Below are 19,582 nucleotides of genomic sequence, written 5' to 3' on the forward strand. Positions count from 1 at the left end.
CCCACCCGCGGCCGACCGACGATCGGCCCACGGGCCGTCACGAGGGCGGCTCACGGCAGCGGCGAAGCCGCAGTGGAGGTTCATCGTGGTCACCGCGTTGGAGTACAGCCCCGGCGACGTCTTCCTGAGCATGCTCTGGTTCTTCTTGTTCTTCATCTGGATCTGGCTGCTGATCTCGGTCTTCGGCGACATCTTCCGCAGCCACGACATGGGGGGCTGGAGCAAGGCGCTGTGGACGGTCTTCGTGATCGTGCTGCCCTACCTCGGCGTCTTCGTCTACCTGATCGCGCGCGGCCACAAGATGGGCGAGCACGCGGTGGAGGACGCCGCCCGCCAGGAGCAGCAGATGCGCTCCTACGTGCAGAGTGTCGCCGGCTCGTCCGGCGGCGGTACGGCGGCCGAGATCGCGCACCTCGCGGAGCTCAAGGACGCCGGCACCATCACCGAGGCGGAGTTCCAGCAGGCGAAGGCCAAGCTGCTCGCCTGACCCGTCGTACGACGAGAAGGCCCCCGCGCATCGCGCGGGGGCCTTCTTCGTCCGCTGGGTGACGTCGGGCTCAGAGCCCCGCCAGCACCTTCGCCTTCTGCGCCTCGAACTCGGCATCGGTCAAGATGCCCTGGTCGCGCAGGGCGCCCAGCTTCTGGAGCTTCTCGATCATGTCGTCGGAGCCGCTGGCGGCCGGAGCCGCAGCGACGGGCGCCGGAGCCGGGGGTGGAGCCGCCTGCTGCTGCTGGTAGGCCTGGGCGTCGGCCTGCTGGGACCACCGGTTCGCCTGGCGGCGGGACACGTTGTTGGAGACGTGGGTGGCGGTGCCGGCGATGACGGCCGTGCGCGCCATGGTTCCGAGGAGTCGTGGCATGGTGGTGGTCCTCTCAGGCTTCGGTCGCGAGCGCTGAGAGCGCCGCATTGACGGTGTCAGCGGGAATCCGGCCGCTGGCGATGAACTCGGCGCCGTTCTTGCGCATCGCCGTCACGAACGGCTCCGCCCAGGTGTTCTCGTAGACGATCAGGGCCACCGCGTTGCCCGGCTCGATCAGCCCGGCCGCCTCGGCGATGTCGTCGTCGTCGAGCAGTCCCGAGCGCACTCCCTCGAAGACCACGAGATCGAGCTCGCCGTCGCCGTCGACGTCGGTCAGCTCGACGGCGGTGAAGGACCCGTCCTCCTCCACGAGCGCGACGACCGCGTCGAGGATGCGGATGATCCCCCGGTCGGTGAGGTCGACCAGCGCTGCGAGCCCCTCGCCGTTCATCTTCTGCGTCGGTATCTCGATCGCCAGGTAGTCGATCGGGCCGGCGTCCAACTCGGTCATGCGCTCCTCCTCGGTGACGAGCCGTAGTGGTTTCTCCGTGCACCGTGCCACGTGACCGGGTGGGCGGGACCCACCCGTGACCGGGTGAGGCGTGACCACCCGCGCGGTCACGAGCATCGGGGCATGACGACCGACGCACGGCTGTCCCTCGCCGGCGCACAGACCGACCCGGTGTCGGCCACCGCCGAGGAGGTCGCCCAGGGCCTCGGCGTCGACGTCGCACAGGGACTCTCCCCTGCCGAGGCGGCTGCGCGGCTCGCGTCCGACGGACCCAACGCCCTGACCGGGTCGACGAAGGAGCCCGCCTGGCGCGGGTTCGTCCGGCAGTACGAGGACTTCATGCAGCTCGTGCTGCTGGCTGCGGCGCTGGTCAACCAGCTGGTCACCGGTGACACCGGGACTACGGTCGTCCTCGCCGGCCTCACCGTCTTCAACGCGGTGATCGGTTTGCGCCAGGAGGCCAAGGCCGAGGAGAGCGTGAAGGCGCTGTCCCAGATGATGAAGACCATCGCACGCGTACGCCGTGGTGGTCAGGCGATCGAGATCGACGCATCGGAGCTCGTGCCTGGTGACGTCGTGCTCGTCGAGGCCGGCAACCGCGTGCCCGCGGACGGTCGCGTCGCGCTGGCCGCCACCCTCGAGATCGAGGAGGCCGCCCTCACCGGGGAGAGCCTCCCGGTGGGCAAGAGCACCGACCCGGTGCTCGGCGACGACGTCCCCCTGGGTGACCGCGTCTGCATGGCCTACATGAACACCTCGGTGACCCGCGGCCGCGGCGAGCTCATCGTCACCTCCACGGGCATGGACACCGAGATCGGCCACATCGCCGACATGCTCGCCCACACCGAGACGAGCAAGACCCCGCTGCAGAAGCAGCTCGACTCCCTCTCGAAGATCATCGCGTCCATCGCGGGCGTCGCCCTGGTCCTGGTGGTCCTGCTGGGCCTCGCCCAGGGCCAGAGCTTCGACACCCTCTTCATCACCGGCGTCGCGCTCGCCGTCGCGGCGATCCCGACCGGTCTTCCCGCCGTCGTCACCGCGTTGCTCTCCATGGGCACCCGCGAGATCGCCCGCCGCAACGCGATCGTCAAGCGCCTCCCGGCGGTGGAGACGCTCGGGTCGACCTCGGCGATCTGCTCGGACAAGACCGGCACACTGACGCTCAACAAGATGACGGCCCGGGAGATCGTGATCCCGGGGCAGAACCGTTACACGGTCACCGGGGAGGGCTACAGCACCGCCGGTGAGATCCGGCACGTCGGCGGCCAGCGGCACGACCTGGACCCCTACCTGCTGCCGATGGTGCTGTGCGCCGACGCCGTCCTGGACGGTGAGGCCCTGATCGGTGATCCGACCGAGGGCGCGCTGATCGTGCTCGGCGCGAAGGGTGGGTTGGACATCACCGAGACCCGGGCTGCTCTTCCCCGGGTCGCCGAGGTGCCGTTCGACTCGGACTACAAGTTCATGGCGACCTTCCACGAGATGACCGGCGACGGCGGCCGGCCCGTGGTGCGCTGCTACGTCAAGGGCGCCCCCGACGTCCTCATCGCGCGCAGCACGACGCTCCGTCTGCCCGACGGGTCGCTCGTCCCGATCACCGACGACAACCGGCACCTGGCCCTCGAGGCCAACGACCAGATCGCGAACGCCGGCGAGCGGGTCATGGTCGTCGCCCAGCGCGACTTCGAGGCCGGCACGATCCAGGCCGGCAACGACCTGATCGGCCTGGTCGAGGGGCTCACCCTCCTCGCGATGGTCGGCATCGTCGACCCACCGCGCCCCGAGGCGAAGGCGGCCATCGCCGAGTGCCACGACGCAGGCATCCGGGTCCGGATGATCACCGGCGACCACGCGACGACCGCGGCCGCGATCGCGACCGAGCTCGGGATCGAAGGTCGCGCGATCACCGGCGCCCAGTTCGCGGCGATGAGCGACGAGCAGCTCATCGCCGAGATCGACGACATCGGCGTGATCGCCCGGGTGGCACCGGAGGACAAGGTCCGGCTGGTGCGGATCCTCAAGGAGAAGGACAACGTCGTCGCGATGACCGGGGACGGCGTCAACGACGCCCCCGCGCTCAAGACCGCCGACATCGGCGTCGCGATGGGCATCACCGGCACCGAGGTCTCCCAGGAGGCCGCCGTCATGATCCTCACCGATGACAACTTCGCGACGATTGTCGGCGCCGTCGCCTACGGGCGGGCCCTCTACGACAACCTGCTGAAGTACCTGCGCTTCCAGATGTCCACGCTGGTCGCCTACATCGCGATCTTCATCGGTGCCGGGGTCTTCAGCATCGCCGCCGGCTCACCGCTGAACCCGTTGCAGATCCTGTGGCTCAACATGGTCGTCGACATCCCGCTCGCCCTGGCCCTCGGTTTCGACCAGCCGGCCCGCGGCCTGATGGCCCGGCCACCCCGGCCCGTCGGTGCCCCCGTGCTCTCACGCGCGAACTGGATCCGACTCTGCATCCAGGGAGCGGTGATGACGGTCGGAGCGCTCGCGGCGTACCAGATCGGCGATCACCAGTCCGACGCGCTGGTCGCCTCGACCATGCTGCTCACCACGCTGTCCTTCTTCCACCTGGTCGGCGCGCTCCTCTCCCGCGACCAGGTCGGCACGATCTTCGACCGCGACGCCCTGCCGGGTGTCGTCCAGCTGCGTCGCTACGCACTCGCGCTGATCGCGATCGTCGCGGTGACCGGGCTCGACTTCCTCAACCGGATCGTCGGCACCACAGGGCTGAGCTTCGACCAGTGGTGCATCTGCCTGGGCATCGCCGTGTCCCTCCTCGTGGTCGAGGAGCTCATCAAGCTCGTCCTGCGCCGTCAGCACGCAGGCTCGGTCCCCGGAGGCGTTGCATGACGGCCCTGCCGACCTACGACCCCGAGCAGCTCGTCGGCGTCCTCGAGATCCTGCCCGGTGTCGATGACGTCGAGCTGAAGCTCACGGTCCCGGCGACGGACCACCGCGCGGTCGTGCAGTCCCTGGAGATCGACTCGATCGATGCCGTCGTCCGCCAGGTGGCCTTCATCGACACCCTCGACCTGCGGCTGTCGGCCGCCGGACTGGTGCTGCGCGTCCGGCGTACGCAACGCAAGCCCGCGGACGTCACGGTCAAGCTGCGACCGATGCTGCCCGCGGACGTGCCCGAGGGGTTGCGGTCAGTGCCCGGGTTCAAGGTCGAGCTCGACGCGTCGCCGACGGGCTACGCCTGCTCGTGCTCGCTGACGGCGGAGCTGTCGGACGGCAAGGCCAAGGACGTCCTCGCCGGCAAGCGATCGGTCCTGGACGTCCTCACGGACGTCCAGCGCACCCTGGTCATGGATCGGCTGCCCGAGTCGCTCGACGTCGCCGACCTGCGGGTGCTCGGTCCCGTGCACCTGCTCAAGTGCAGGTTCGAGCCGACCGGATACCCGCGCCGGATGGTCGCCGAGCTGTGGTTCCTCCCCGACGGGACCCGGATCCTCGAGCTGTCCGCGAAGAGCGCGCCGGGAGCGGCGTTCCAGGCGGCAGCCGAGACCAAGGTGTTCCTCAACGGGTTGGGCATCGACCTCGGTGCACCCCAGGAGATGAAGACCAGATCCGCCCTCGCCGCCCTGGTGGCGGCTCTCGACAAGGAGTGATGATGACTGCGTTCACCGTCTGGAAGTTCGACGACCCCGAAGGCGCCGCGCGCGTCGAGGCCTCTCTCAAGTCCGCCGCGTCCGAGGGGCTGGTCAAGATCGTCGACCACGCGGTCATGTCGTGGCCCGAGGGTGCCGACAAGCCGTCGCTCCACCACGAGCACGACGACCCCAAGCGCGGCGCGGCGTGGGGAGCCCTCTGGGGCATCCTCGGCGGTGCGCTCTTCATGGTCCCGGTCGCCGGCGTCGTGCTCGGGGCCGGGATCGGAGCGCTGGCCAAGGCGACCGACGGCACCGGCATCACCAAGAAGGACCTCGAGCGGATCCGCACCGAGATCGTGCCCGGGACGTCCGCACTGTTCATGGTCACCGAGGACGCCGACCTGGACCGTCTCGGCGAGCGGGTCGCAGCGCGTGATGCCACACTGATCAGCACCAACCTGACCGAGGCTGAGAGGGCGACGATGTTGGAGACCTTTGGCGGTGCCTGACGACACTGAGCGCAGGGACCCGTTCGGGCTCGTCTCGGGCGAGGGCGTCATCACCGGGACCGTCGTGTGCGCAGCGGCGATCGCGTACTCCGCGGGGCACACCAAGTCGATCGCCACGCTCTCCGCCCTGATCCTGGGCACGGTCATCGTCTACTGGCTCGCCCACCTGCACGCGGTGACGATCGGCCGGGCCGTCAACCACCGCCACCACCCGTTGGCAGCCTTCGAGCACGCGCTCGCCGAGACCTGGCCGATCGCGGGTGCGTCGATCGTCCCGCTCGGGGTGCTGCTGGTCGCTGCACTGCTGGGCGCGGAGCTCAAGACCGCCGCCTGGATCGCCCTGATCGCCTCGATCGCCCTGCTGACGGCGTACAGCTATGTCGCCGGCGCCCGGGGCGGCCTGGGGCTGTGGGGGCGGCTCGGCAGTGCGGTCGCCGGCCTGGCGCTCGGCCTTCTCGTCGTGCTCCTCAAGGTGTCCCTGCACTGACGGGATCCGACGACCCGACCGGGCGAGTCGGAAGGAGGCGGGTCAGGAAGATCGCGAGCATCGCGATCACGGCGAGCACCGTCAGGCTGCTGCGGAGCGCGGCCAGCCGCGCGTCGGAGTTCTCGTCCAGGATCGCGTCGGCCTCGGCCGCCGACAGGTCCGTCGTGGCCAGCGTCGCCTCGAGGTCCTTGTCGGACACGAAGGGCACTCCGCTGACGAGCTCGGTCCGGGCGTGCTCGGCCACCGGGTCAGCGATCGCCGGGTTGTCCTCGATCCCGATGAAGAAGCTCGACGTCAGTGCACCGATCAGCACGGACCCGGCGAGCGCCGTGCCGAGCGAGGCGCCGAGGTTGGTCCCGGTGTTCTGGATGCCTCCGACCTCACCGCTGCGCTCGTCGGGTACGGCGGACACGGTGACCGCCCCGAGCTGCGAGGAGAGCGCACCCACGCCGAGCCCCGCCAGCAGCAGCGGCACGGTGACCACCTCCGGACCCGCGCCCGCCTGGAGGGCGCTGATCAGGGAGACGATGCCGGCGAGCAGCGCGGCCAGGCCCCAGCTGACGACGCGGCGCGGTGACGCGTCCGGCCAGACCCGCGGGATCCCCATCGCGGCGATCAGCAACGTCACCGAGAGCGGAAGCAGCCGGATGCCGGTGTCGAGGGCGCTGAGGCCGAGCGCGACCGACAGGAAGAGCGGGATCACGAAGAACAGCCCGGCCTGCAGCAGGAACTGGAAGAAGAACATCGTCAGTCCGCCGACGAGCCGGGCGTTGCGCAGCAGCCCGAGATCGAGGAGCGGCTCCCGCCCGCGGTCGACCTGGAGCTGCTCCCACCAGATGAAGACGCGCAGCACGACCAGCCCGCCGAGGATCAGCCAGACCGTCATCGAGATCCCGAACAGGTCGGGAGCGTCCGGCCGCGCCTGCACCCAGCCCCACTCCCCGGACCGCAGCACGCCGAAGACCGCCAGCCCGAGGCCGAGCGCCGAGAGCACGACACCGAGCAGGTCGATCCGTGCGCGTGCGCCCGGCGCCGCATCCTGGATCTTGCGGGTCATCGCCAGGATCCCGATCACCACGACGACCTCCCCGGCGAAGACCAGTCGCCAGGTCCAGTACGTCGTGACCGCGCCACCGATCAGCGGTCCAGCGGCCACCGCGATCGCTCCGGCGGAGGCGATCAGGCCGTAGGCGCGCGGCCGCCCCGAGGCCGGAAAGTTGCCGGCGACCAGGGCGACGATCGCGGGCATGATCAGCGCCGCACCGATCCCCTCGAGGCCGGACCAGCCGATGATCAGGACGGTCAGGCTCGGCGCCAGCGCCGTGGTCAGCGAGCCGGCGCCGTAGATCACGCAGCCGATGGCGAACGCCCGGCGGTGGCCGATCATCGTGCCGATCTTGCCGCCGGTGATCATCATCGTGGCCATCACCAGGGTGTAGAGCGTGATCGCGGTCTGGACGCCGGTGATCGTCGTACCGACGTCCTCGGCGACCTGGGCGATGGACACGTTCATGACCGAGCTGTCGAGCGTCATGAGGAACTGACCCGAGGCCAGGGTGAGCAGGACGGTGCCCGAGGCAGCCACGGCTCGACCGGGCGTCGCCGCAGAGGACATGGACAGACCTTCCCGTCGAGTGGTGGCCCTACCTTCGCGATGCGGGGGGTAGCGACGCCTCACCCCTGGTGGGGTGGGGTCGAGCCACCCACGCGACCCCGAGACTGCAGCCACGGAGAGTGGGAGCGCACGGTGAGCGGACAGGGAAGCGGGGCAACCGATCTCGACCTGGTCGAGTACCTCCTCGTCTGCGCGCCCCGACCCGCCGACCTCGGCGCGCTCGCTGCCTCCGTCGTCGAGCTCGTCGAAAGCCGGACGATCCGGCTCATCGACGTGGTGGTGCTGCACCGCCGACCGGGTCAGGTCGAGGTGACCACGACCGGTGGGAGCGACGTCCCGGAGCTCGCGTCGTACGCCGATCACCGGATCCGGCTCAGTCACCACGACGTCGAGCTCGCAGCCGTGACGCTGGCACCCGGGACGTCCGCGCTCCTGCTGCTGCTGGAGGACCGCTGGGCGGGCACGCTCGCGTCCGCCGCGCGCGGCGTGGGCGGACGCGTCGTCGCAGGAGAGCGGATCACCCGGGAGCGGCTCCGGGCCGGCCGCGACCTGATCGGTCGCAGTCCGACCCTGGGTCACCCGCTGGCGACGGACAGCGCTCCCCCGGTCGACCCGGCACAGCAGATCGGCGATCTCGCGTCGTTGGTGTCGCGAGGAGTGCTGTCGCTGGACCAGTACGAGCTTCAGCGGCGCCGGGTGCTGGGCGGCTGAGTCGAGTGCCGCAGCCCGGCCAGCGAGCGCGCGACGTCAGCTGCTTCGGCCCGCGAGCCGCAGCCGAGCTTGTGGTAGATCACCTTGAGGTGGAACTTCAGGGTGTTGATCGAGATGAAGAGCTCGTCGGCGATCTCGCGCAGGGTCAGCCGGCTGGGAAGCATCCGCAGCACCTCCAGCTCCCGATCGGTCAACGACTCCACGTGCGCCGCGACCCCCGGCGACCCCGGTCCGTAGCCGGACGCGCAAGCGCGGCGCAACCGGCCCAACCACATCGGCGGCGCCTGCCAGGCCAGTCGCTCGACGGCCTCGACCACGTCGCCGCCCTCCGACGCGATGGTCTGGATCAGGCCGTGGGTAGAGGCGAGCCTGACCGCATCGAGCAGGCAACGCTCCGACTCGCAGGGGTCGGCCGTGGCGCGGGACTGGAGCAGGTCGTGGAGCACCCGGTGCCGCAGGTTGCGCGGCTCGGCGGTCTTGAGCGCGTCGCCAGCGGCGGCGGCGTCACCCGTCGACAGCAGCACCCGTGCCGTGGTGATCCCTGACCAGAACGGGTCGACGACCTGAGCGGCCCACCGCCGAGCGTCGTCGAGCTCGCCGCAGGCCAGCTCGAGGACCGTCCCGGTCCGGGCGAGCCAGGTCCGGGCGCCCGGCCCGGGCATCTCGGTCTCGACCAGCTCGGCGGACCGCGTGAACGCGATCCGGGCAGCCGCGGTGTTGCCCTCGTCGAGCCTGACCCGGGTCAGCTCGAGCCCTGCCAGGAGCTGGCAGTGAGCCGCTGCCTCGACGGGTTCCTCGCAGAGCTCGAGGAGTGCGACGAGTGCGGCGTCCGGTTCACCCAGCTCCCGGTGGGCGACCGCCTCGGCCGCGAGGACCTCGGTGCGGAGGATGGTCCGGTTGGCCACCTCGAACGTCCTGCGTGCACCCGCCGCCACGCGCAGGGCGTCGACCGGGCGCCCGGCCAGCGCCTCCGCCAGGGCACGGGTGCCCTCGAACGCGATCCGCCGGTCGGGCGCGATGCCCAGGGCCCGGACGACCCGCCGGGACTCCGGCCCGGACTCGTCCCAGCGCTCCGACAGCGCGATGTCGCGGGCGACCATGTTCCAGCTGAACTGCCCGACCGGGTCGAGCCACCAGGTCTCGCCGAAGGTCTGGAGCGCGGACCGGGCAAGGGCACCTCCGTCGGCCCAGTTGCCGCACAGCGTGGTGGCCATCGACTGCAGGACCTCGATCCGGGCACCCTGCACGGCGTCCAGGTCGAGGTCGTCGCGGACCCTTCGACCCAGGCTCTCGACCAGGGACACGAACCGCCGCCGGTCGACCAGGAGGTTCGAGATCGTGAACTCGATCATGGTCTGCACGTCGCTCGACGCGACGCTGTCGGGGATCGCCTCGATCGTCCGCCTGATCGTGCTCTCGTGCCCTCCGTCGTACAGGCTCGCGCCCTCGGCCGCCACCAGCCGGATCGCGTCATGCGGCCGCCCGGCTCGCAGCCAGTGCTCGAGCGCGGAGACGACCTCGCCGTGCGCCTCGTGCCAGCCCGCGGCCCAGGCGTGCAGCTGCGGGAGCCGGTCCGGGGACCGGCGGGAGAGGATCGAGAGGAGCACCTCGCGGACCAGGCGATGCACCTCGAAGTGTCCCGACGGCTCGACCTGGTTCACGAAGAGACCGCGCGCCTGCGCCAGGGTGAGCAGATCGACCGCGTCGGGCCGCGACGCCAGGATCAGCGCGAGACCGGGGTCGATCCGCTCGACGACCGAGGTCGCCAGCAGCACGTCGACGAGCTCCTCGCTCTCCGAGGCCAGGATCTCGTTCCACACGTAGTCCTCGAGGTAGTGCCGGTCCCCGGTCGCCGGCAGGACCCGGCCGCCACGAGCGCGCGCCGAACGCTGCGCGAGGGCAGCGAGCTGGATGCTCGCTGCCCACCCGCCTGCGGCGGTCGCGATCTCGTCGAGGTCGTAGGGATCGAGGTCGGGGATCAGGCGGGCGAGCATCGCGGCCGCCTCGTCGAAGGAGAACCGGAGCTCGGCGAAGTGCACCTCTCCCAGCTGCCCCCGGGCCCGCAGCCGGTGGACCGGGAGCCGCGGCTCACGCCGGCTCGCGACCACGACGTGCAACCAGGGCGGGAGGTGCTGCAGGAAGAGGGACAGGGAGGCGACCACGGCCTCGTCCTCGTCGACGAGCTGAACGTCGTCGATGATCAGGACACGGTCGTCGTACGAGCGCGACTCCAGGTCGTCGAGGAGCGCCGCGATCCCCTTGGGCAGCCCGCCTCGGCGCCGGATGAGGTCCGCGCACGTGGCGGCGCTCCCGGGGGCGATGCCCTCGAGTGCTGCCAGGATCCCCCGCCACAGCTGCACGGGGTCGCGGTCGGCCTCGTCCAGGGACAACCAGGCGTACGTCGTCGCGGTCTGCGCGACCCAGCCACTCAGCAGAGACGTCTTGCCAGAGCCGGCGGGCGCGACGACGAGCGTGAGCGGACCCGCGACCGCCTCGTCGACCAGCTGGTGCAGCCGCGGGCGAGGGACGAGGTACGCCGGTGTCACCGGCGGCCGGAGCTTGGCGGGGAGGACGGTGGTCCGGGCGGCCCGGGACTGCGCGGCGAGCATCGCCAGCCCGTCGCTGCCTCGCGTCGTGGAGTCGCCGTGAGCTCCGGTCACTGCGCTCCCTTCCGAGGTGATTTCCCACCGCCAGCACACCAGAAGCCCGCGGGTTGCACACCACCCGAAACGGACCACCCCGCAGGGTGGCCCCACTTCGGGCGTCCCCATCGCCTGCGGGGGTGCGACGCCCGCCGTACGGTGCCGACATGACCACTCGCCTGCGCACCGCTGCCGCCCTCGCCATCGTCGGTGCTCGCTGCACTGCCACGTGCGCTGCACGCACGAGCACCGCGTGGTGACGTTCACGTTCTTCCCGCACGGCTTCTGAGCGGCCGGCGGCACAGTGGTGGGGAGGGTGGGGCTCGAACCCACGACCCAAGGATTATGAGTCCCTTGCTCTGACCGACTGAGCTACCTCCCCAGGGGCTGGCCCCTCGGGCCCGCAGCCTAGTGGGCGGGCGGTCGGACCACCCGCTGCCGGGTGGTCCCGACCCGCCCCGCCCACCCGTAACTTCCGTTGCATGAGCAGGTGGCGCGTCATCGTGGGTGTCGCCACAGCGGCGACCCTCCTGGCCGGCTGCGGGGAGGCACAGACCTCTCCCGAGGACGACCTGTGCGTGCGGTACGACCTGCTCACTCACCAGGTCAGCGTCCTGGCTGACCTGGACCCGACCGTGGCCGATGCTGACGACCTCAGCGACAGTGCCGAGCAGGTCGAGGACCAGCTCGATGCGCTGCAGGCCGTCGCCGAGGGCCAGCTGGACGCTCGGATCTCTGCACTGCGCACGTCGCTCGGTGACCTGGTGGACGCGGCCGACGCTGCCGGTCACGGAGCGCTCGAGGCCACCCGGCCACTGCTCGAAGACACGGTCGACGACGTGAACGAGGCATGGGCCGCGCTCGAGCAGGTCGCTGACGTCAAGTGCGCGGAGGCGTGATGAGTGCAGACAACGTGAAGTTCCTGGCCGAGGCGCTCGTCGTACTGGGGTGCATCGTGATGGGCACCCGCGCCGGCGGCGTGGGAGTGGGCCTCTGGGGCGGTCTCGGAACCGGGGTCCTCGTGTTCGGCTTCGGTGAGGCACCCGGCGAGCCGCCCGCGGCCGCGTTGGCCATCATCCTGGCCGTCGTCACCGCGGCCGCCATGATGCAGGCGGCAGGCGGCATCGACTGGATGGTCGTGATGGCGGCCCGGGTGATCGAGAAGCGCCCGCACCAGATCACCCTCATCGCGCCACTGACCGCCTTCGTGTTCTCGATCGGTGCAGGAACGAGCAACATCATCTATCCCCTGCTGCCGGTCATCTACGACGTGTCCTACCGCAACAGGATCCGGCCCGCGCGACCGCTCACGGTCACGGTCGTCCAGTCGGGCATGGCGCTGGCGGCCTCGCCGGTCTCGGCAGCGATGGCCGCCATGCTCACGCTGACCGACGTCGGACCGTACAACCTCGGACTGACGCAGATCCTCGCCATCACCATCCCCTCCTGCGTCATCGGCATTGTCGTGACGTCCCTCGTGGTGAACCGGATGTGGAAGGACCTCGATGACGATCCGGACGTGCAGGCGAAGATCGCGTCCGGCGAGCTGGCTGCGCCCGGGGCGCCCGCGGCGGGCAGCGACGCGAGCGCTGCCGGGACCCCGGCGTCGGCGGCCCTGACCTACACGGCCGCAGGTCGCAACTCGGCCCTGGCGTTCTTCGCCGGCGTCGTCGTCATCGTGATCCTCGGACTCTTCCCCGACCTACGCCCCTCCTTCGACGTCGAGGGTGAAGGCAGCGTGTCCATCGACATGACCACGACGATCGTGATGGTGATGTTCGCGGTCGGTGTCGCGATCCTCTTCCTGGGCCGACCCAACGTCGCCGAGGTGCCCGACCAGTCGGTGTTCAAGGCCGGCATGATCTCGGCGATCGCCCTCTTCGGGATCGCCTGGCTGACGGCGACCTTCATCTCCGCGCACGAGGAGCAGATCATCGACACGATCGGGGGCTGGGTCACCGACTGGAAGGTGCTCTTCGCGCTCGCCGTCTTCCTCGTGGCGGCCCTGACGACCAGCCAGTCCACCGCGACGAGGACCATCGTGCCGATCGGGCTGGCGGCCGGCCTGTCGCCGGGGCTGGTCACCGGCATGTGGGCTGGAGCGCTCAGCGGCGTCTACACCCTGCCCGCCAACGGCACCCAGATCGCGGCCGCCAACTTCGACCTCAGCGGGACCACGAAGCTCGGCAACAAGCTGCTCGACCACAGCTTCTTCGTCCCGATGCTGATCATGACCGTCGTGACGGTCGCCGTCGGCGCGCTGATCGGTTCCATCGTCGCCTGACGCCACTCTCCCACCTCCCAAGGAGGACCTGATGGAGCTCCACGAGATCGAAGCCCGGGCAACGGCACTGATGCCGTCGCTGATCGGCCAGCTCGAGCAGCTGGTCGCCATCCCGTCGGTCGCCTTCCCCGGCTACCCGGAGGAGCCGGTGCACCAGATGGCCGCGGCCACCCTCGACCTCTTCCGCGAGGCGGGCTTCAGCGACGCGCGGCTGATGGACGTCCCCCACGGCTACCCCCCGATCTACGCGGAGGTCGACGGACCGGTGGGGTCGCCCGTCGTCATGCTCTACGCCCACTACGACGTGCAGCCGGCGCCGCCGGAACAGGGCTGGACGTCGGACCCGTGGACCGCGACGCACAAGGACGACGGCCGGATCTACGGCCGGGGCGCCGCCGACGACAAGGGCGGGCTGGTCGCCCATCTCGGCACGATGCACGTCTTCGACGGTCGGCCGCCGTGCACGGTCAAGCTGATCCTCGAAGGCATGGAAGAGACCGAGAGCAACCTCGAGGAGTTCGTCGAGGCGCATCCCGATCTCTTCCAGTGCGACGTCTTCATCGTCTGCGACATGGGGAACCTGACCGTCGGGGAGCCCGTCCTCACGACCGCGCTGCGTGGCGACGTCGCCTGCGTCGTATCGGTCCGGACGCTCGAGCACCCCCTGCACTCCGGTGTCTTCGGCGGCCCCGCCCCCGACGCGATGATGTCGCTCGCCCGCCTCCTCGCCACGCTCCATGACGACGACGGTAACGTCGCGGTCGACGGGGTATCGGTCGGTGAGTGGGAGGGCGCGGACATGAGCGCCGACGACTTCCGTGCGAGCGCGGACCTCGTCGACGGGGTCCGGCTCGCCGGCACCGGCACGATCGGAACCCAGCTGTGGGCACGCCCATCGGTGTCGGCGATCGGGGTCGACATGACCCGCATCGCCGGGTCCTCCAACGTGCTCATCCCCGAGGCCACGGCGAAGATCTCGATGCGGATCGTCCCGGGCTCCGATCCCGTCCGCGAGCTCGACGCGCTCGTCGCGCACCTGGAGTCGCACGCACCGTACGGCGCCCGGGTCGAGGTCACCCGGACCAAGGAGGCGCCTCCGTTCCGGTGCGCGACCGACGGCCGTGGCTACGACGCCGCCCGGTCAGCACTGGCCGAGGCCTACGGGAAGCCCGCCGCCGAGGCCGGCTCCGGCGGGTCGATCCCGCTGTTGCGCACCCTCCAGCGGAACTGTCCGGCTGCTGAGTTCATCCTCTGGGGTCCCGAGGACGTCGCGAAGGCCCGGATCCACGCCTCCGACGAGAGCGTCGACCCCGCGGAGATCGAGAAGATGGTGGTCGCGCAGGCACGGCTGCTGGTGCACCTCGCCGACGGCGCTGCCTCCTGATGGACGGCGGTCGGGCGACGGGCGTGCTGGTCGCGACCTGCGTCTCCACGCTGGTGGTCAACGCCAACACCTCGGCGGTCGCGATCCTGCTGCCCGCGATCAGCGAGGACACCGGTACGTCGGTCAACACCCTGCAGTGGGCGGTCACCGGCTACTCGCTGGTCGGAGCAGCTGTGATCATCACCTCCGGCTCGCTCGGTGACGTCTTCGGCCGCAAGCGGATCTTCCAGCTCGGACTGCTGCTCTTCGTTGCGTCCTGCGTGCTGATCGCCCTGGCGGGCTCGGGCGAGATGGTCATCGCGGGCCGGATGATCCAGGGCGCCGCAGGGTCGACGATCCTGGCGTGCGGCCTGAGCCTGCTGACCGTCGCCTACGACGGTCAGGAACAGGTGCGGGTCGTGTCCCTCTGGGGTGCCGCGGCGGCTGTCGGCGCGGCCGCCGGGCCGCTGGTCGGCGGCGTGCTCGTCGACACCACCGGCTGGCAGGGCCTCTTCTGGATCGACGCCGCGGTCGCCGCAGGCTGCATGGCGCTCACCGCGGCGACCGTCGCGGAGTCTCGTGACGCGAACCGCCCACGATCGGTCGACTACGTCGGCACCGTCCTCGTCGCCCTGACCCTCGGGCCGTTCATCCTGGCTCTGAGCAAGGGCAGCGACTGGGGCTGGGTGTCCGGCCAGACGATCGGGTGCGTGGTCCTGGCGATCGCCTCCGGTGCGGCGTTCGTCGCCGTCGAGCGCCGGATCGCGCTCCCCCTGCTCGACCTTGCCCTCCTCCGCAACCGGGTGCTCGTCGGCGCCACGATCGCGATTCTCATCGGCGCCGGCACCATCAACGCACTGATGTACGTCCTCAGCCTCTACTTCCAGGACCCCAGCACCCTGGGCTTCAGTCCTCTCGAGGCAGGCCTCGCCACCCTGCCCGCCACGGTCGGCCTGGTGATCTCGGCCCCCCTGGTGCCACGGTTCGCCGCCAAGATCGGCGGGCGTCAGGTCGTCGGCATCGGCTTCCTGCTGACGACGATCGGGTTCGCCTGGATCGGGTTCGCGGACCAGTCGTGGGCCTACTCGGCGTTCGTCATCCCGCTCATCGCCGCCGCCGTCGGCATGGGCCTCTCGAACGGACCGTCGTCGGCAGCCGCGACCGCGTCCGTGCCCGCCAACCAGGTGGGCGAGGCATCCGGGGTGTCCAACATGGCCAGGTATGTCGGCGCCGCCGTCGCCACCGCCCTCGCCGCGACGCTGTACAGCTCGGTGACCGCGGATCGGCTCTCCGACGGCGACCCGGCGTCCGTCGCGCTCACCGCCGGTCTCGGCACCACCGCGTGGGTGATGGCGTTGCTGAGCCTGCTGGGCGTCATCATGGCGGTGGTCATGGGGCGGCACCCGCAGGCACGTGGCTCTCTGGGCGACGCAGCCGCCGCCGCGGCCTCTTCGGCGCACACCCTGCCGACCACGGCAACGCCGACCCTGGAGCGCTCCTAGGCGCGACCAGCGTCCTCCTCCAGGAAAACCAGAAGGGCCTGGCACCAGCCAGGCCCTTCTCTCTGCTCCCCCGGTTGGACTCGAACCAACAACCCTCCGATTAACAGTCGAATGCTCTGCCAGTTGAGCTACAGGGGATCGGGTGCAGCCCGCACAGATTAGCAATCAGTGCGGAGAGTGAAAAATCGAGGTCGCCCTCGCCCGCTCAGGGCATGCCGATATCCGCGCGGGCGGTCGTCAACGCGTCGTCCGCGACCTGCTGCACCGCCGGGTCGTCCGGGTCGATGCCCTCGTCGTACTCGTAGAGCCAGACCACCGGACGGTCGCCGCGGGGCGCGCGGCGCGCGATGATGCGTACGCCGCGGCTGCCGGTGACCGCCACGTGGCGCTGGAGCAGCACGCTCGCCGTGACCCGCTCGCGGACCAGCTCGAGCAGGCGCCCCGGTGACTCGAGGGTGAACTCGTGGACCGGTCGTGGCTCGCCCCAGCTGCCGACCTCGGTGACGCGCAGGACGCCGGACTCGAGGTCCCAGTCGGCGGCCTCGACCTCCTCCCACGGGATCCGGACCGTCTGGGTCAGGTCGAAGGAGCCGCCGCCGAGCGCGCTGACGACGTAGAGCGCGTCGCGGGTGCCGCCCAGGTGGGCGCCCTCGGCGACCGCGTCGGCGAGGAGCTTCTCCCCGCGCTCGACCCGGATCGGGGTGGGGTTGCGGTTGCCCCACCAGTTGAGGGGACTCACTGGGGAGCACCGGCCAGGCGGTCGCGCAGCGCCCGGCGGTGCGCCTCGAGGGCGGCGAGCTCGCCGAACATCTTGTTGAACTCCTCGGGCTCGTCGACCGGGTTGGTGCGCTGCAGCTTGGACTTGATCGCGTCGATCCGGCGGCCGGTCGTGCGCTCGAGGAGCCTGAGCACGTGCTGGGCGACGTACGCCGCGTCCGGCTCCTTCTTCAGCGGCTCGACGGCCAGCTCGCCGATCGCCGCGGCGACGGCAGGCTCGGTGGCGGTGTCGCGCAGCTTGTTGCCCCAGCCGTCGTCGCCCGCGCCCGCCCCGGGGCCGCCGGCAGCCGCGACCAGCTCCCAGACGGCCCGGTAGGTCGGGTGGATGAAGTCGTTGGGCCCGATCTCGGAGGTCGAGCGGCCGATGATCATCGGGTGCTGGACCACCAGCTTGAGTGTCTCGCGCTCGAGGGAGAAGCGCGGGTCGCGCAGGTCAGGGACGGCGGAGCGCGGTGGTGCGGGCTGCTCGGGTGCCGCCGCGCCGCGTGCGTCCGGGGCCGGGCGCCGGTTGGCAGCACGCCGTACCTCCGAACGGGCCTCGTCGACGTCGACGCCGATCATCCCGGCGATCTCGCGCGCGAAGGCGTCGACCTTCGACTTGTCGCGGATGCTCGAGACGAGCCGGGCGCTCTCGCGCAGGGCGTCGATCCGGCCGTCGGCACGGTCGAGGTCGTACTTGCCGACGATGTTGGAGAGCACGAACCGGTAGAGCGGCACCCGCCGGGCCACCAGCTCGCGCACGGCAGCGTCGCCCTTCTTGATCCGCACGTCGCAGGGGTCGAGGCCGTCCGGCTCGACGGCGACGTAGGTCTGGGAGACGAAGTTCTGGTCGCCACCGAAGGCGCGGATCGCGGCCTTCTGACCGGCGGCGTCGCCGTCGAAGGTGAAGATCACCTCGCCGCGGAACTCCTCGTGGTCGTTGAGGAACCGGCGCAGCACCCGCGAGTGGTCGTCACCGAAGGCGGTGCCGCACGTCGCGACGGCGGTCCCGACGCCGGCGAGGTGGCAGGCCATCACGTCGGTGTAGCCCTCGACGATCACGGCCTGGGACGACCTCGCGATCTCGCGCCGGGCCAGGTCGATGCCGTAGAGCACCTGGCTCTTCTTGTAGATCTTGGTCTCGGGAGTGTTGAGGTACTTCGCCTCGATCCGGTCGTCCTCGAAGATCCGCCGCGCGCCGAACCCGATCGTGTCGCCGGGAGCGTCGCGGATCGGCCACAGCAGGCGGCCGCGGAAGCGGTCGTACGCCGAGCGCCCGATCGCCACGAGCCCGGCCTCGACCGTCTCCTCCTGGGTGAAACCGCGGCCGCGCAGGTGCTTGAGCAGCGCCTCGCCGTCGCGTGGGGCGAAGCCCATGCCGAACGTCGTCGCTGCCTCCTGGTCGAAGCCGCGCTCGGCGAGGAACTGACGGCCGGTCAGGGCGTCGGCCGTCTGGAGCTGCTCGGCGTAGAACTCCTGGGCGACCTTGTTGGCCTCGATCAGGCGCTGGCGGGGCGGGCCCTTGGGCCGCTCCTCGCGGACGTCGCCCTCCTCGCGCCGCAGCGTGACGCCGTACTTGTCCGCGAGCCGCTCGACCGTCTCGGTGAAGGTCAGCCCGTCCATCTTCATCAGGAAGCTGATGACGTCGCCGCTCTCGCTGCAGCCGAAGCAGTGGTAGAAGCCGCGGGCCGGCGTGACGTGGAAGGACGGCGACTTCTCGTCGTGGAAGGGGCACAGCCCCTTCTGGGAGCCGCCGCCGGCGTTGCGGAGCGTGACGTACTGCGAGACGACGTCGTCGATGCGCGCCTTCTCGCGCACCTCGGCGATGTCCTCATCGCGAATCCGTCCTGCCACGCGGCGATCCTACGGGCGCGTCAGTACTCGCCGGTCATGACGTTCACTAGTGGTTCCCCCGCGGCGTAGCGGTGGAGCTGGTCGCGCACCAGCCGGTGGGCGCGCGGCCACATCGCGCTGCTGGCTCCCCCGACGTGCGGGGAGACCAGCAACCCGGGCGCGGACCAGAACGGGTGGTCGTCGGGGACCGGCTCCGGGTCGACCACGTCGACCGCCGCGCGCAGGCGCCCGGCGGTGAGCTCGGCGACCAGGGCGTCGTTGTCGACGACCGGCCCGCGAGCGACGTTCACGAGCAGGGCCCCGTCGGGCATCGCGGCCAGGAAGGCGGCGTCGACGAGCCCCCGGGTCTCGTCGGTGAGGGGTACGACGAGCACGACGACGTCCGCGTCGGGGAGCAGCCCCGGCAGGTCCGCGATCGCATGCACCCCGTCGCGAGCGCTGCGGGCGACCCGGACGACCTCGACCTCGAAGGGCTCCAGGCGTCGCTCGATCGCCTCGCCGATCGCGCCGTACCCGACCAGCAGGACGCGCTTGTCCGCAAGCGCCGGCCGCCAGCCGGGCTTCCACTCGTGGCGGTCCTGGGCGCGGACCCAGTCGGGGATGCCGCGCAGGCTGGCGAGCATCAGGGTGAGCGCGAGCTCGGCCGTCGACGTGTCGTGGATGCCGCGACCGTTGCAGAGCGTCACGCCCTCGGGCACGGCGGCACGGACGTTGTCGACGCCGGCGGTCAGGGTCTGGACGACCTCGAGGCTGGACATCTGCGCCAGCACGTCGCTGACCTTCGGTCCGACGAGGTACGGCGGGACGTAGAACCGCACCTCACCCACGCTGTGCGGCACCGAGCGGGTCGGGTCGACCACCTCGTAGCGCAGTCCGGCCGGCGGGTCGCCCAGCAGGGCGGGTTCGAACGGCAGCCAGACGAGGGGGTCACTCACGGTCG

General features: G+C 70.8%; 17 protein-coding genes and 2 tRNA genes. 10 read left to right on the forward strand and 9 right to left on the reverse strand.

Annotation, left to right across the window (positions count from 1 at the left end; all coding sequences use genetic code 11):
- Window positions 1–85 precede the first annotated feature (85 nt).
- Window positions 86–487: an SHOCT domain-containing protein gene (locus ABLE68_RS00090; RefSeq protein ID WP_348869023.1), complete on the forward strand. Its 402-nt coding sequence runs from the start codon at window positions 86–88 to the stop codon at window positions 485–487.
- A 70-nt stretch (window positions 488–557) separates the two neighbouring features.
- Here the strand turns inward: ABLE68_RS00090 and ABLE68_RS00095 are convergent, their stop codons facing one another.
- Together ABLE68_RS00095 and ABLE68_RS00100 are read right to left on the reverse strand one after the other, a co-directional pair.
- Window positions 558–860, reverse strand: coding sequence for an SHOCT domain-containing protein (locus tag ABLE68_RS00095; protein WP_348869024.1), 303 nt, complete (start codon window positions 858–860; stop codon window positions 558–560).
- Window positions 861–873: 13 nt separating this feature from the next.
- The gene (locus ABLE68_RS00100; protein WP_348869025.1) at window positions 874–1,311 is read right to left on the reverse strand and encodes a DUF6325 family protein; all 438 of its coding nucleotides are present in this window, start codon (window positions 1,309–1,311) and stop codon (window positions 874–876) included.
- Window positions 1,312–1,434: 123 nt separating this feature from the next.
- On the opposite strand from ABLE68_RS00100, the gene ABLE68_RS00105 reads away from it, so the two are divergent.
- Genes ABLE68_RS00105 through ABLE68_RS00120 form a run of 4 tightly spaced genes read left to right on the forward strand, consistent with a single transcriptional unit; the run spans window position 1,435 to window position 5,915 of the window.
- The gene (locus tag ABLE68_RS00105; RefSeq protein WP_348869026.1) at window positions 1,435–4,176 is read left to right on the forward strand and encodes a cation-translocating P-type ATPase; all 2,742 of its coding nucleotides are present in this window, start codon (window positions 1,435–1,437) and stop codon (window positions 4,174–4,176) included.
- Window positions 4,173–4,937, forward strand: a complete 765-nt coding sequence (locus ABLE68_RS00110) for a CYTH domain-containing protein (RefSeq protein WP_348869027.1) — start codon at window positions 4,173–4,175, stop codon at window positions 4,935–4,937. The genes ABLE68_RS00105 and ABLE68_RS00110 overlap by 4 nt, the downstream gene beginning before the upstream one ends.
- Before the next feature lie 2 nt (window positions 4,938–4,939).
- Window positions 4,940–5,428 (forward strand): DUF1269 domain-containing protein, encoded by a 489-nt coding sequence (locus ABLE68_RS00115; RefSeq protein WP_348869028.1) that lies wholly within the window; start codon window positions 4,940–4,942, stop codon window positions 5,426–5,428.
- Window positions 5,421–5,915, forward strand: coding sequence for a hypothetical protein (locus ABLE68_RS00120; RefSeq protein WP_348869029.1), 495 nt, complete (start codon window positions 5,421–5,423; stop codon window positions 5,913–5,915). The genes ABLE68_RS00115 and ABLE68_RS00120 overlap by 8 nt, the downstream gene beginning before the upstream one ends.
- On the opposite strand, the gene ABLE68_RS00125 is transcribed toward ABLE68_RS00120, so the two are convergent.
- Window positions 5,896–7,530: an MFS transporter gene (locus ABLE68_RS00125; RefSeq protein ID WP_348869030.1), complete on the reverse strand. Its 1,635-nt coding sequence runs from the start codon at window positions 7,528–7,530 to the stop codon at window positions 5,896–5,898. The genes ABLE68_RS00120 and ABLE68_RS00125 overlap by 20 nt on opposite strands.
- A gap of 132 nt (window positions 7,531–7,662) precedes the next feature.
- Here ABLE68_RS00125 and ABLE68_RS00130 point away from each other — a divergent pair, with 132 nt between their 5' ends.
- Window positions 7,663–8,241: a hypothetical protein gene (locus tag ABLE68_RS00130; RefSeq protein ID WP_348869031.1), complete on the forward strand. Its 579-nt coding sequence runs from the start codon at window positions 7,663–7,665 to the stop codon at window positions 8,239–8,241.
- On the opposite strand, the gene ABLE68_RS00135 is transcribed toward ABLE68_RS00130, so the two are convergent.
- Together ABLE68_RS00135 and ABLE68_RS00140 are read right to left on the reverse strand one after the other, a co-directional pair.
- The gene (locus tag ABLE68_RS00135; protein WP_348869032.1) at window positions 8,214–10,901 is read right to left on the reverse strand and encodes a helix-turn-helix transcriptional regulator; all 2,688 of its coding nucleotides are present in this window, start codon (window positions 10,899–10,901) and stop codon (window positions 8,214–8,216) included. The genes ABLE68_RS00130 and ABLE68_RS00135 overlap by 28 nt on opposite strands.
- 287 nt (window positions 10,902–11,188) lie before the next feature.
- Window positions 11,189–11,265 (reverse strand) — tRNA-Ile (locus tag ABLE68_RS00140).
- A gap of 100 nt (window positions 11,266–11,365) precedes the next feature.
- On the opposite strand from ABLE68_RS00140, the gene ABLE68_RS00145 reads away from it, so the two are divergent.
- Genes ABLE68_RS00145 through ABLE68_RS00160 form a run of 4 tightly spaced genes read left to right on the forward strand, consistent with a single transcriptional unit; the run spans window position 11,366 to window position 16,032 of the window.
- Window positions 11,366–11,782 (forward strand): hypothetical protein, encoded by a 417-nt coding sequence (locus ABLE68_RS00145; RefSeq protein ID WP_348869033.1) that lies wholly within the window; start codon window positions 11,366–11,368, stop codon window positions 11,780–11,782.
- Entirely contained in the window at window positions 11,782–13,167 is a 1,386-nt protein-coding gene (locus tag ABLE68_RS00150) for an anaerobic C4-dicarboxylate transporter family protein (RefSeq protein WP_348869034.1), read from the forward strand. The genes ABLE68_RS00145 and ABLE68_RS00150 overlap by 1 nt, the downstream gene beginning before the upstream one ends.
- Before the next feature lie 31 nt (window positions 13,168–13,198).
- A complete protein-coding gene (locus tag ABLE68_RS00155; protein WP_348869035.1) occupies window positions 13,199–14,551 on the forward strand; it encodes a M20/M25/M40 family metallo-hydrolase in 1,353 nt (450 codons plus the stop codon).
- Window positions 14,551–16,032, forward strand: coding sequence for an MFS transporter (locus ABLE68_RS00160; RefSeq protein WP_348869036.1), 1,482 nt, complete (start codon window positions 14,551–14,553; stop codon window positions 16,030–16,032). Before ABLE68_RS00155 ends, ABLE68_RS00160 begins: the two co-directional genes overlap by 1 nt.
- Before the next feature lie 65 nt (window positions 16,033–16,097).
- On the opposite strand, the gene ABLE68_RS00165 is transcribed toward ABLE68_RS00160, so the two are convergent.
- From ABLE68_RS00165 to ABLE68_RS00180, 4 genes are all read right to left on the reverse strand, one after another.
- Window positions 16,098–16,170: transfer RNA gene (locus ABLE68_RS00165), tRNA-Asn, on the reverse strand.
- Between the two features lie 67 nt (window positions 16,171–16,237).
- Window positions 16,238–16,771 carry a hypothetical protein gene (locus ABLE68_RS00170; RefSeq protein WP_348869037.1) on the reverse strand — a complete coding sequence of 178 codons (534 nt, stop codon included), beginning with the start codon at window positions 16,769–16,771 and terminating at the stop codon, window positions 16,238–16,240.
- Window positions 16,768–18,642: a DNA primase gene (gene dnaG, locus ABLE68_RS00175; protein ID WP_348869038.1), complete on the reverse strand. Its 1,875-nt coding sequence runs from the start codon at window positions 18,640–18,642 to the stop codon at window positions 16,768–16,770. The genes ABLE68_RS00170 and dnaG overlap by 4 nt, the downstream gene beginning before the upstream one ends.
- A 20-nt stretch (window positions 18,643–18,662) precedes the next feature.
- Window positions 18,663–19,577: a 2-hydroxyacid dehydrogenase gene (locus tag ABLE68_RS00180; protein WP_348869039.1), complete on the reverse strand. Its 915-nt coding sequence runs from the start codon at window positions 19,575–19,577 to the stop codon at window positions 18,663–18,665.
- Between the last annotated feature and the right edge of the window lie 5 nt (window positions 19,578–19,582).

The organism is Nocardioides pollutisoli (assembly GCF_040045055.1).
GTDB lineage: Bacteria > Actinomycetota > Actinomycetes > Propionibacteriales > Nocardioidaceae > Nocardioides > Nocardioides tweenelious.

Bases quoted from the DNA above. Each gene is read 5' to 3' on its own strand.
- ABLE68_RS00095 (WP_348869024.1), bottom strand. From the start codon at position 860: ATGCCACGACTCCTCGGAACCATGGCGCGCACGGCCGTCATCGCCGGC.
- ABLE68_RS00100 (WP_348869025.1), bottom strand. From the start codon at position 1,311: ATGACCGAGTTGGACGCCGGCCCGATCGACTACCTGGCGATCGAGATA.
- ABLE68_RS00105 (WP_348869026.1), top strand. From the start codon at position 1,435: ATGACGACCGACGCACGGCTGTCCCTCGCCGGCGCACAGACCGACCCG.
- ABLE68_RS00110 (WP_348869027.1), top strand. From the start codon at position 4,173: ATGACGGCCCTGCCGACCTACGACCCCGAGCAGCTCGTCGGCGTCCTC.
- ABLE68_RS00115 (WP_348869028.1), top strand. From the start codon at position 4,940: ATGACTGCGTTCACCGTCTGGAAGTTCGACGACCCCGAAGGCGCCGCG.
- ABLE68_RS00125 (WP_348869030.1), bottom strand. From the start codon at position 7,530: ATGTCCTCTGCGGCGACGCCCGGTCGAGCCGTGGCTGCCTCGGGCACC.
- ABLE68_RS00145 (WP_348869033.1), top strand. From the start codon at position 11,366: ATGAGCAGGTGGCGCGTCATCGTGGGTGTCGCCACAGCGGCGACCCTC.
- ABLE68_RS00150 (WP_348869034.1), top strand. From the start codon at position 11,782: ATGAGTGCAGACAACGTGAAGTTCCTGGCCGAGGCGCTCGTCGTACTG.
- ABLE68_RS00155 (WP_348869035.1), top strand. From the start codon at position 13,199: ATGGAGCTCCACGAGATCGAAGCCCGGGCAACGGCACTGATGCCGTCG.
- ABLE68_RS00160 (WP_348869036.1), top strand. From the start codon at position 14,551: ATGGACGGCGGTCGGGCGACGGGCGTGCTGGTCGCGACCTGCGTCTCC.